Annotated in this window: 13 protein-coding genes; 6 read left to right on the top strand and 7 right to left on the bottom strand. The window is 67.4% G+C overall.

Features of this window, described 5'->3' with window-relative positions:
• Positions 1 to 122: 122 nt before the first annotated feature.
• On the bottom strand, positions 123 to 479 hold the full coding sequence (locus JWQ81_RS43015) for a helix-turn-helix transcriptional regulator (RefSeq protein WP_297551322.1): 357 nt from the start codon (positions 477 to 479) through the stop codon (positions 123 to 125).
• 109 nt (positions 480 to 588) lie between these two features.
• On the bottom strand, positions 589 to 1,479 hold the full coding sequence (locus tag JWQ81_RS43010) for an RNA polymerase sigma-70 factor (RefSeq protein ID WP_297551320.1): 891 nt from the start codon (positions 1,477 to 1,479) through the stop codon (positions 589 to 591).
• A 176-nt stretch (positions 1,480 to 1,655) separates the two neighbouring features.
• Here JWQ81_RS43010 and JWQ81_RS43005 point away from each other — a divergent pair, with 176 nt between their 5' ends.
• Positions 1,656 to 2,141 carry a carboxymuconolactone decarboxylase family protein gene (locus tag JWQ81_RS43005; RefSeq protein ID WP_297551318.1) on the top strand — a complete coding sequence of 162 codons (486 nt, stop codon included), beginning with the start codon at positions 1,656 to 1,658 and terminating at the stop codon, positions 2,139 to 2,141.
• 132 nt (positions 2,142 to 2,273) lie between these two features.
• Here the strand turns inward: JWQ81_RS43005 and JWQ81_RS43000 are convergent, their stop codons facing one another.
• The gene (locus JWQ81_RS43000; protein WP_297551316.1) at positions 2,274 to 2,840 is read right to left on the bottom strand and encodes a TetR family transcriptional regulator; all 567 of its coding nucleotides are present in this window, start codon (positions 2,838 to 2,840) and stop codon (positions 2,274 to 2,276) included.
• Positions 2,841 to 2,924: 84 nt separating this feature from the next.
• Here JWQ81_RS43000 and JWQ81_RS42995 point away from each other — a divergent pair, with 84 nt between their 5' ends.
• The gene (locus tag JWQ81_RS42995) at positions 2,925 to 3,857 is read left to right on the top strand and encodes an SDR family oxidoreductase (protein ID WP_297551314.1); all 933 of its coding nucleotides are present in this window, start codon (positions 2,925 to 2,927) and stop codon (positions 3,855 to 3,857) included.
• Between the two features lie 315 nt (positions 3,858 to 4,172).
• Here the strand turns inward: JWQ81_RS42995 and JWQ81_RS42990 are convergent, their stop codons facing one another.
• The gene (locus JWQ81_RS42990) at positions 4,173 to 5,360 is read right to left on the bottom strand and encodes a ricin-type beta-trefoil lectin domain protein (protein ID WP_297551313.1); all 1,188 of its coding nucleotides are present in this window, start codon (positions 5,358 to 5,360) and stop codon (positions 4,173 to 4,175) included.
• Positions 5,361 to 5,545: 185 nt separating this feature from the next.
• A complete protein-coding gene (locus JWQ81_RS42985) occupies positions 5,546 to 6,151 on the bottom strand; it encodes a TetR/AcrR family transcriptional regulator (protein ID WP_297551311.1) in 606 nt (201 codons plus the stop codon).
• Positions 6,152 to 6,336: 185 nt separating this feature from the next.
• Between JWQ81_RS42985 and JWQ81_RS42980 the strand changes: the two genes are divergently transcribed.
• Positions 6,337 to 6,564 (top strand): hypothetical protein, encoded by a 228-nt coding sequence (locus JWQ81_RS42980; RefSeq protein ID WP_297551309.1) that lies wholly within the window; start codon positions 6,337 to 6,339, stop codon positions 6,562 to 6,564.
• A 74-nt stretch (positions 6,565 to 6,638) separates the two neighbouring features.
• Complete coding sequence (locus JWQ81_RS42975) at positions 6,639 to 8,330, top strand: amidohydrolase (protein WP_297551307.1); 1,692 nt, start codon at positions 6,639 to 6,641, stop codon at positions 8,328 to 8,330.
• A gap of 7 nt (positions 8,331 to 8,337) precedes the next feature.
• On the opposite strand, the gene JWQ81_RS42970 is transcribed toward JWQ81_RS42975, so the two are convergent.
• Positions 8,338 to 8,766: a VOC family protein gene (locus JWQ81_RS42970; RefSeq protein WP_297551305.1), complete on the bottom strand. Its 429-nt coding sequence runs from the start codon at positions 8,764 to 8,766 to the stop codon at positions 8,338 to 8,340.
• Positions 8,767 to 8,821: 55 nt separating this feature from the next.
• A complete protein-coding gene (locus tag JWQ81_RS42965; RefSeq protein WP_297551303.1) occupies positions 8,822 to 9,763 on the bottom strand; it encodes a zinc-binding alcohol dehydrogenase family protein in 942 nt (313 codons plus the stop codon).
• Between the two features lie 81 nt (positions 9,764 to 9,844).
• On the opposite strand from JWQ81_RS42965, the gene JWQ81_RS42960 reads away from it, so the two are divergent.
• A complete protein-coding gene (locus tag JWQ81_RS42960) occupies positions 9,845 to 10,273 on the top strand; it encodes a MarR family transcriptional regulator (protein WP_297551301.1) in 429 nt (142 codons plus the stop codon).
• Positions 10,274 to 10,277: 4 nt separating this feature from the next.
• Entirely contained in the window at positions 10,278 to 10,829 is a 552-nt protein-coding gene (locus tag JWQ81_RS42955; protein WP_297551299.1) for a GNAT family protein, read from the top strand.
• Positions 10,830 to 10,870 lie beyond the last annotated feature (41 nt).

The following is a 10,870-nucleotide window of genomic DNA, read 5'->3' as shown; positions in this document are numbered from 1 at the left end:
TACGCTGGGGCCTGCGGCCACCAGCCGATCAGGGTTAGTCCACACAACCGACCATGATCAACTGGTGGCCGCACCTGCCTGCGGGCAGCCCACCAGCGACATCACGAAGTCCGGCTGGAGTACTAGGCGTGTGCGGCGGACGCGCCTCGTTCGGCCAGTACCTTGTCGAGTTGGGCCATGCGCTGGCGCCAGATGGCTTCGAACCGGTCGAGGAGTTCGCCGGCGCGCCGGAGCCGCGCTCGGTTGGTGGAGACCAGTTGCTCGCGGCCGTTCGGATGCTTCTGAATGAGACCCGCGCGCTCGAGCACGGCGACGTGCTTTTGCACGGCGGCGAAGCTCATCTCGTAGCGCGCGGCAAGATCGGAAACCGACGGCGTCTCCGTGAGCGACCGCGTCAAGATGTCGCGGCGTGTGCCGTCGGCCAAAGCGCGGAAGAGTTGGTTGAGCGACTCTTCGCTCTCCTCTCGAAGTGCAACGATGAGGTTTGTACGTAAACCCCGTCCGATCACTTTTGCAAGGCGCGCCTGGAGCTGACTCGTTCCTGCGTTTCGGCCGGCCCGTCACGTCACCGGCTTGACTTGACAGGTATCAGCGGCGCAGCGCTGTCTCATGCTTCATGTGCGACAGCTTCTCGGGATTGCGCACGGCGTAGAGCCCGGTGATGAGGCCGTCGTCGATGCGCATGGCGATGACTGTGTCGATCTCGCCGTCGAGCCGGAGAACCAGCGCTGGGTAGCCATTGACCTGAGCAGGCAGCAGCGACGCGGCGTCGATGCTGCCCAGACCGGCAGTCAGCACGCGGGTCACCCGGTCGGCCCCGACGATGGGCTTCAGGACGGCCTGCTTGACGCCGCCACCGTCACCCAGGAAGACGACATCCGGCGCGAGGAGGTCGAGCAGGCTCTGCAGATCGCCCGTTTTGGCCGCCCGCTGGAACGCATCGAGCGCGTGTCGGGCGTCGGTCGCGGAAACGACTCCGCGCGGCCGGCGCGCCGCGACGTGCGCCCGCGCCCGGTGCGCGATCTGGCGGACCGCGGCCGGGCTCTTGTCGACGGCTTCGGTGATCTCGTCGTAGTCCAGATCGAACACTTCGCGCAGCACGAACACCGCCCGCTCGGTCGGCGGGAGCGTCTCCAACACCAGCATCATCGCCATCGAGACGCTGTCGGCCAGCTCGACGTCCTCGGCGACGTCGGGTGTCGTGAGCAGTGGCTCGGGTAACCACGTCCCGACGTAGGACTCTTTGCGGCGGCCGAGCGTCCGCAGCCGGCCAAGTGCCTGGCGGGTGGTGATCCGGACCAGATACGCGCGCTGATCGCGCACTTCGGCGAGATCGACGCCTGTCCACCGCATCCAGGTCTCTTGGAGGACGTCCTCCGCGTCGGCGGCCGAGCCGAGCATCTCGTAGGCGACCGTGAACAGCAGGTTGCGGTGGGCGAGGAACGACTCAGTGGCCGGGTCCGGACTGCTGCCTGCCATGGGTGACTCCTCCTTGCGCTCGACTGTGTCACCCACCAGATGCCGGACCCCGCCGTTTTGTGACACCGAAACGGTGACGCCGGTTGTGGCGTGCGTCATACAGCCACGTTGTCACAGGGATCGCGCCGTCGGCATCTTGTGGTCATTCAGCGCAACTCACCAGTGAGGACGAAGTCATGGAACCCCGGTTCACCATGCTCGACAACGAGATCGCCGCGAAGTTCTTCCAGCGGTTCGCCAACGCCGGCCTGGTCATCCACCAGTCGCCGCTGCCGAAGTCCACGCAGGAGCTGGTTTCCCTGCGCGCCAGCCAGATCAACGGGTGCGGTTGGTGCATCGACGTGCACACCAAGGAAGCCGCGGCCGCAGGCGAAACCTCGGTTCGGCTCCACCTGGTCGCGGCCTGGCGTGAGGCCACCGTGTTCACCGAGGCCGAGCAGGCCGCGCTGGCACTCGCCGAGGAGGGCACCCGGCTCGCTGACGCCAACCAAGGCGTGTCCGACGACACCTGGGCCCAGGTACGCAAGCACTACGACGACGACCAGATCGCCGCGCTGGTCTCCCTGGTCGCTCTGATCAACGCGGCCAACCGGCTCGCCGTGATCGTGCACCAGAAAGGCGGGTCCTACGAGGCCGGCATGTTCGCCGCCGCCGTGAACTGATCTGCTCGCGATTCCCGGCCCGGGATCATTCGATCCGGGCCGGGCTCGCGCACGTCAGGGGAAATTTATTGTCTACTATTGCGCAATTGACGGCTTGCTCAAGAATGATTTGACCATATTAGGGCGCCTGAGCTATTCGCCCGCGGTGACGCTTTTCAGCTCGCGGAACGACTCCCGGATCATCTGCGGCAGGTCCGGCGAGCCGGTTGCGCTGATCCAGCGGGCGTACGCGACCTTGAGGACGACGATGCCCGCCTCGGCTGCCAGGCTCGCGGTCGGCTCCTGGACGCCGCGTTCGCGCAGGGCGCCTGCCATGGCCAAGGTGATTGTCGCGAGCTTGGTCAGCTCGCGTTCCCGCAGTTCGGCGTTCGCGTCGATGATGACCTGGCGCCGCAGCGCGCCGGCGCGGCGTTCCTGGATCAGCTCGCCCCAGTGCTCGAGGGCTCCGGCGACGGCGTCGATCGGCGCTATGGAATCCGGCGTCTCGATGACGGCGTTCGCGAGGAGTGTCGGCAACGTGGTCCCATCGCCGAACAGAACCTCCCGCTTGTCGGCGTAGTGCCGGTAGAACGTCCGCTCGGTGAGTCCCGCCCGCTTGGCGATCTCCGCTACCGGGGTCTGGTCGAACCCGCGCTCGACGTAGAGCTCCAGCGCGGCCTGCTCAAGCCGGCCGCGCGCGTTGGGCTCCCATCTGCTCATGGCCTGATCCTACTTGATGACAGAGTCTGACATTAGTGCTAGCGTGATGACGGAGACTGACATCACTGATCGAAGGGTTTTCTCATGCATGTATTCGTCACCGGAGCGTCCGGCTGGATCGGCTCCGCCGTCGTTCCTGAGCTCATCAGCGCGGGCCACCAGGTCACCGGGCTCGCTCGCTCGGACGCCTCGGCCGACGCTCTCCTCGCGGCCGGGGTCGAGGTGCGGCGTGGCACTCTCGATGACGTCGACGTCTTGCGGAGCGCGGCCGCCGCTTCGGACGGCGTGATCCACCTCGCGTTCAAGCACGACATCGCCTTTTCGGGAAATTTCGGGGGCGCCGCCGCCGCGGACCACCGCGCCATCGAGGCGTTCGGCGAGGCACTTGCGGGTTCCGGTCGGCCGTTTGTCATCGCCTCCGGGACGGGCGGGTACGGGTTGGGCCGAGCGGTGACCGAGGAGGACGGCCATGGTTTCGACGCGGCCGCGGCGGCGAGCAACGGGCCGGAGGCAAGGCAGGCCAACGCGGAGCTGACGCTTTCCTTCGCGTCTCGCGGAGTCCGCGCGTCCGTCGTGCGGCTGCCCCCGACCGTGCACGGTGACGGGGACAAGGGCTTCGTGGCGGCTGTTGTCGGTATCGCCCGAGAAAAGGGCGTCTCGGGCTTCCCTGGTGACGGTTCGCAGCGCTGGCCCGCCGTGCACCGGCTTGATGCCGCGCACCTGTTCCGCTTGGCGTTCGAGCAGGCCCCGGCAGGATCGACGCTGAACGCGGTCGCGGACGAGGGCGTGTCGATCCGTTCCCTCGCGGAAGTGATCGGGCGGCAGCTCGACGTCCCAGTGACGTCCATCTCCCCCGAGGATGCGGGCGAGCACTTCGGCTGGGTTGCCGCCGTCCTCGGGCTGGACATGCCGGCCTCGAGCGCGCTGACCCGTGACCTGATGGGCTGGCAGCCGACGCAGCCAGGGCTCATCGACGACCTCGAGAAGGGCCAGTACTTCCTCAACGTGGCCGGGTGACCCTCCGGGCAGCCCGGACGCCGGTCAAGGAAGGTCTGGCTCCGGGTGAATTGCCGACCAGCCAATGAACGGCCCGGCGCTCTGCGCGCGCATCTTGGAAGGCGCGCCGTGCCGGGAGCAGGAGCGGGTATTCCTTATACGGTTCGTCGTTGAAGCGGAGGAAGGCGCCTTTGCCTCGGATGGACCGCCAGAGTCGGTCGCCGGACCGAGCTGCTCCGGGTCAAGCGTGCTTAGTTCAAGCATGCCGCCACGATAAGCCTCCGGTGCGAATACAGACGGTCCGCACCGGAGGCCGAAGGTTATCGGGAAAGTGAGCTAGCTGGGCAGGTGCCACTGCTGGCCGGCGGCGCCGGAGCAGTCAAAGAGCTGGAGCCGGGTGCTGTTGGCGGTGCTGCCGCCCGTGGCGTCCAGGCAACGGCCCGAGCTGGGGTTGCGCAGGCTGTTGTTCGCGCCGGCACTCCATTGCTGGGCACCGGTGCCATTGCAGTCGTAGAGCTGGATTTGCGTGCCGTTGGCCGTGCCGGCAGAGGCGGCGTCCATGCACTTGCCGAGCGCGCGGACCGTCCCGTCGGTGCCGACGGTCCATTGCTGGGCGCCGGTGCCATTGCAGTCGTAGAGCTGGACTGCCGTGCTGTTGGCGCTGCTCGCGCCCGCGACGTCGACGCACTTGCTGCCGACGCCCGTGATCGCCCCGGTGCGGCCGGGAGTGGTGCCCGTGCCCTGGGTGGCGTTGAAGGAGAACGAGTTCGTGCCCAGGCCCTGGCCGCCCTTCCAGATCTCGAACCCGGCCTCGGCGTCGATGAGGTAGGCGTTGGGGCCCGTGGTGCCGCGTTGCACGGAGTCGTTGATCAGCCCCTTGACGTCGAGGTTGGTGACCGAGGTGCTGCCGCCTTGCAGAACGTAGGAAACGATGTTCCAGGCAGCCTGGCGGCCGGTCCAGACATCCCAGTTCAGCCCGCTGACGGACGCGGTCCCCGTCTTCGAGCCGAACGGCCCGACGCCGCCGCGGGAGTTGATCCAGATCATGATCTCGCTGTCGTTCGGCTGCCCGCCAGTGGTGGGCGCCGAGTTGGTCCACAGGTCGTACGCCACGTCGTACGCACCAGTGGCGGGCTGCGTCGTCGACCAGGACGACGTCGCGCTGCCGAGTTGGCTCACCTGGATCGGCAGGCCGCTGTTGGTGGTGCAGGCGCCCCAGTGGCAGCCCTTGTAGATCGAGGGGTAGGTGGCGGGGGCACCGCCGGAGAGGTTGAAGTTCGCGGTGCTCACCGTCCACGCCGTGCCGGAGGTGGTCGTCACGCACTGGGGGTCGGAGGAGTTCCACTCGTTGTTCTGAAGCGTGTACTCGCCGCCGGCCAGGCTGACGGAGCCCTGCGGCTGACAGTTGACGACGGCGGGGGCGGCGGTGGCGGTGGACGCGGTGAGGGTCGGCACGGCCAGCGCTACCAACGCCACCGAGACGACGGACACCACCCGCAGGTGGGTCAAGAGTTGTCGGATCATGGGCGGATCCCTTCGGGTGGGGGTTCCCCTCCACGGTGTGGAAGCGCTCCCACAAAGCTGCGGTTACGCCCCCTCCGGGGAGGAGCGGGGGAGGAGGAGGTCGTCGCGGCACCGGCAAGGTCTGAACCAATGCCCCAACAGCCCCTGATTCAAGCCCTGAGCACGAGGCTCCGTCAAGGTTCAGGTCAACGAAGCCTGTCTGCCGCGGTGTCGAACAGCACCGCGCGCAGACATCGGGTCAGGTGCGCCGTGAACTCCTCGACGCTCAACTCCGCCATGGGGCCGGATCGGAGAATGTAGCGGCTGAGGGTCACACCGATCAGCACGGCTTCGAAGAACGGCAGGTTCGCCACAGTGGCCGGGTCTTCGAGCACCTCCCGGTAGACCGCTTCGGTCTCGGCGTGCATGGCCAGGTACAGCGCGGTGGTCGAGGCGTCGCCATCGGCCGCGCTGCGGATCAGCGCGAGGATCGGGTCGCCCGCCGGCGCGGTCTCCATGCGGTGGACATAGCCCGCGGCGACCTGTTCCGGCAGATCCGCCGGCACCGAGGAGGCCAGCCCGGCGATGTCCCGGGTGCCCGGCACCGCGGCGACGAACAGCCGCTCCTTGCTGCCGAAATGCCGCAGCACCAGTCCATGTGTCACGCCGGCGCGCCGGGCGATGTCGCGCACGGTCGCCTGCCGGTAGCCGCGTTCGGCAAAGGCTTGCGCGGCCGCTTCCAGGATCGCTTCGCGATGCAGTTGCGGGTCGCGTACGCGCCGACGCGGCGGCTGCCCGGGTTCGACTGGCATTCGGTCACCCTAGGCGTTATGGGCGCTAATGACCACGTGGACATTAGCGCTGACCGACTGTACTGTTGCTAATGACCAAGTGGTCACTAAGGCTTGGATCGATGCACTGGTGAACAAAAAAGCGGACCAGATTCCGAGGCTGTACGCCGAGAACGCCGTCGTCGAGCACCGGTCCCGAGGCACGGTTGGAGGGTGAGCAGCTGCGCGCGCATTTCGACCGCGCAGGCCGGTTCGACGGCGAATTCCACGTCGAAGATATCGTGGTACACGAGACCACCGACCCGGAGGTGATCGTCGCCGAGGTGACTTCCCGTATCAAACGCGGCGAGGGGGAGATGACCATGCCGACGGTCTTCGTGATGCGGATCCGCGACGGCCTGATCCTCTCGTCACGGGATTACGGCCTGCGCTGACGGCGGCTCTGCCCGCTATACCCGTTTCGTACCAACAAGGCCGCACCTCCGCGGGTGGCCTGGAGGACTGCCAGATGTCTGCTCATGATCACCAGCCTGCCGACCTCGTCGTTCGTGGCGCTGCCGTCTACACCCTCGACCCCGGTCTGCCGTGGGCGCAGGCGTTCGCGGTCCGTGACGGGAAGGTCGTGGCCGTCGGGAGCGACACGGACGTCGAACCCCTCGCCGGGCCGGACACCCGGATCGTCGATGCCGCGGGTGCCATGGTCATGCCGGGCCTGGTCGACGTGCATTCCCATGTCGGGTTCGGGGGACAGGCGGCGGCTTGGGAGCTCGCCCTGTCGCCGGCGTTCGGGGTGGAGGAAATCCTTGGCGCGGTGCGCGACTGGGCAGGCAAGCTCGGCCCGGACGAGTGGGTCATCGGCGGCATCGTCATCAGCCCCGTGTTCCATGCGGTGGGAAACCGGGAGATGCTGGCGGCCCTGGACGAGGCAAGCCTGGGCCGGCCGGTGATGCTGCGCGACGACTCGCTGCACAACCGCTGGGTCAACTCCCGTGCGCTGGAGATCATGGGTGTCGACTCCGCAACCCCGGATCCGGTCGGGGGTAGCTACGTACGGGACGCCGACGGTCAGCTTGTTGGGCTCCTGCTGGATCAGCCCTCCACCGACGCTGAATTGGCTGCCCGCCACAGTGTCGACAACGCCCACGAGCGGGACCTGCAGTCGGCCCGCACCGCCGTGTCGATCTTCAACTCCATGGGGGTCACCGCGACGCAGGACGCGGCGACCATGGGTGCGTGGCTGGACGTCTTCACCGAACTCGACCGGGCAGGGGAGCTCAATGCCTGGATCGTGGGTTCCATGCCGGCCAGGGAGTTCGTCGAGTCCGGGCCGGTGGGTACCGAACTGTTCGACACCGCCGCCGCGCGCCGTTCGGCCCACGTGCGCCCGGACTTCGTCAAGGGAGTGCTCGACGGCGTGCCGATGACCCGGACGTCGAAGTTCCTCGACGCGTACAAGCCGGACCCCTTCGCGCCCAGCGGCGCCCCGGTGGGTCATCAGTGCCCGTTCCACGGCGACGGTCTGTTCACCGACGCGGAACTCCTGCAACTGCTGGACGACGCGGTCTCGCGTGGGCTGCATGCCAAGCTGCACGCCACCGCGGACGCGACTGTCCGTCAGGTACTCGACGCCGTCGAGATCATGCGCGAGCGGCACGGCGACGGTCCCGTGTTCCATATCGCGCATCCGGAGTTCGTGCACCCCGATGACGTGGCCCGCTTCTCCGAGCTCGGGGTGGTCGCCGACGCCTCACCGGTGTTGTGGTTCCCCAACCCGATGAACGCCGTCATCGCGATGCAGGTCCAGGATCACTACATGGACCGCATCTGGCCGCTGCGGGAACTGCACGACGCCGGCGCCCTCGTGGCCGCCGGTTCGGACTGGCCGGTGGCCATGCCCGTCCCGAACCCGTGGCTGAGTATCGAGTCCATGATCACCCGCCGCAATCCGGACCCCGCGTTTCCCGGCACCTTGGGCGCCGACCAGGCCCTCGACCTCGACACCGCTATTCGGGCTCACACGGTGAACCCCGCGCAGGCCATGGGTTTGGCCGGGGAAATCGGCCGGCTCTCACCGGGGATGTCCGCGGACTTCGTCGTCCTGGGCCACAACCTCTTCGACGTTCCCGTGGACCAGATTCACGACACCCAGATCCGGCAGACCTGGTTCGCCGGCCGTCTCGTCCACGACGCGACTTCTTGAGAGCCGGTCAGGCAACGAAGACGCAGAACGGATGGCCGGCCGGGTCGGCGTAGACGCGCAGCGGTTCCTCCGGATCGTCGCCGCGGTCGCTGAGCAGTCTCCCGCCAAGGCGAAGGACACGGTCGTGCTGGACGTCCAGGTCCTCAACCGAGGCCACGGTCATGTCCAGATGCAGTTGTTGGGGCACCACGTCATCAGGCCATGTCGCTTCCGCCAGTTGGCCGACCTGCTGGAAGGCCAGTTGAGGAGTCCCGTCCGGGGTCCTCAGCACCAGCCAGTCGGCGCCGCGCTCATCGGCTTCGCCGGGCGCCGGCTGTTCGTCACCAGGCCGGTAGACGAAACCCAACAGGCTTCGGTAGAACTCCGCGAGGGCCCTGGCGTCAGTGCAGTCCAGCACCACTTGCCGCAGGCTGGGCACGCGCTCCTGGTCGGTCATGTCGATCACCCCTCACCAGCATTCTGCACGTCTCGCCACCTTCCCGGCTCGCGATTCAGGGGGTGATGACGAGGCGCTGGGTGCTGCCGGTGTCTTTCCAGGCGGTTTCGACGTCGGCGAGGGGGACGGTCCGGGCGTCGATCTCGAAGGTGCCCCGGGAGATTTGTGTTGCCAGGGTGGGGAATTCGGCCAGCATGTCGTGGGTCGGGACCGAGCCTTGTCCGCTGCCGACGATCTGCAGGCGCGTGGAGCGGAGGGCGGCGGACGGGAGTGAAATGGTGGGTCCGGCGATAGAGCCGATTTCGATCCAGGTCAGCGGTCGTCCTCGGTCGGTGCGGTTCTTGAGCACGGCGACCATCGCGTCGGCTGTGGGCTGTCCCCAGAGGAAGTCGATGACGACGTCGACATCGCCGGCCGCTTCGCCGAGGCGTTCGACGTCGGCGAGGTCGACGGTGGTGTCCGCGCCGAGGGCGGTGAGGGTGGCAAGCCGTTCGGGACTGCGGCCGGCGGCGATGAGGTGGGCGGCGCCGAGGTGTTTGGCGACCTGGATGGCCATCCGTCCGGAGTTGCCGGTCGCGCCCAGAACGAGAACCCTCTGGCCGGGCTCGAAGTCGATGCGCCGCCGAAGGGCGACCCACGAGGCCATCGCGGGGTTCATGCCCGCGGCGACGAGCACCGGGTCGCAGTCCTCGGGGAGCACGACGCTGCGGCGCAGGTCGATGACCGTCTTCTCGGCCATCGCGCCCATCGTGGTGTCGGGCAGGTAGAAGTAGCGGAGGGTGCCGTCGGAGGCCCGGCCCACGCCGTCGATGCCCGGGACGAGGGGCAGTTCGCCGGAGCTGGTGTAGTGCGAACCGTTGGCCTGGGACCGCACGCGGAGGTGCAGGCCTGCGGCGATGACGTCGACGAGGGCCGCATCAGGTGTCCGCGGTGTTGGCGTAGGGAAGTCTTGGCAGGTCGGTGGCGTGTCGAAGGAGGTGACGACGGCGGCGCGCATGAGGGTTCTCCAGACTCAGTTAGGTGGTACTGCGAACTATATTAGGTGGTATTACGAACTAGCGCAAGGTAGGCTGGTCGCATGAACACGAACACCGGCCATGATCAGGCGTCCGCCGACGTGATGGACAGCCTCGTGCAGGCCTCGTTCACCGTGATCGCGCTGCTGAGCCAGGTGGCGGCCGAGCACGACTTGTCGCTGACGCAGCTGCGGGTCTTGGCCATCCTGCGGGACCGCGAGCCGAAGATGGCTCAGTTGGCGACGTTTCTCGGGTTGGAGCGGTCGTCAGTGAGCGGCCTGGTCGACCGCGCCGTGAAGCGCGGATTGGTGCGACGGGACGTCAGCAGCGACGACGCGCGGGCTGTTCGGGTCAGCCTCACGTCGGAAGGGCAGCGGCTCGTCGGCCTGTTGAGGGATCAAGTCGCTGTCCTCATCGCGCCGATGACGAGCAGTCTCGGTTCGGCTGATCAGAAACGGCTTAGCGGTCTTCTGCGCAGAATGCTTGAATGACGGCGTGACAGAGGAATTGCCGGCCTGGCCGACTACGCCGCCGGCCTACGGTTCGATCGTGTTGCGCGAATTCGCCGACGAGGACGTGGATCTCGCGTTGGCGATGGGCGAGGATCCCTACATTCCGCTCATCGGCACCCTGCCCGTACACCCGACCGCCGAAGAAGCGATGGACTGGGTTCACCGGCAACGCGGACGACTTGCCGAAGGGGCAGGCCCGTCCTTTGCCGTCGCCGACGTCGAGACGAACAAAGCGGTCGGTTCGATCGGACTCTGGTTGCGGAATCTGGAGACGGGCCGCGCGACGGCGGGCTACTCCGTTCATCCGGCGCAACGCGGTCGCGGAATCGCGAGCAGCGCACTGAAAGCGTTGGTCGCGTTTGCTTGGACGATCCCGGAGCTGTATCGGGTCGAGCTGTACATCGAGCCGTGGAACGTCGGTTCGAGCCGTGCCGCGGAAGCGTCCGGCTTTCAGCGCGAAGGCCTGCTTCGCAGCCATCAGGAGATCGGCGGCACCCGCCGCGACATGCTGCTTTACGCGATCATCAGGCCCTGACCCGTCGGGTGTCTTAGTTTCTGAGAGACCGCAAAGTGCCC

It is taken from the genome of Amycolatopsis sp., assembly GCF_025464955.1.
Taxonomy (GTDB): domain Bacteria; phylum Actinomycetota; class Actinomycetes; order Mycobacteriales; family Pseudonocardiaceae; genus Amycolatopsis.
Note: the sequence above shows the minus strand (reverse complement) of the source record. Positions and strands in the feature narration are given on the sequence as shown.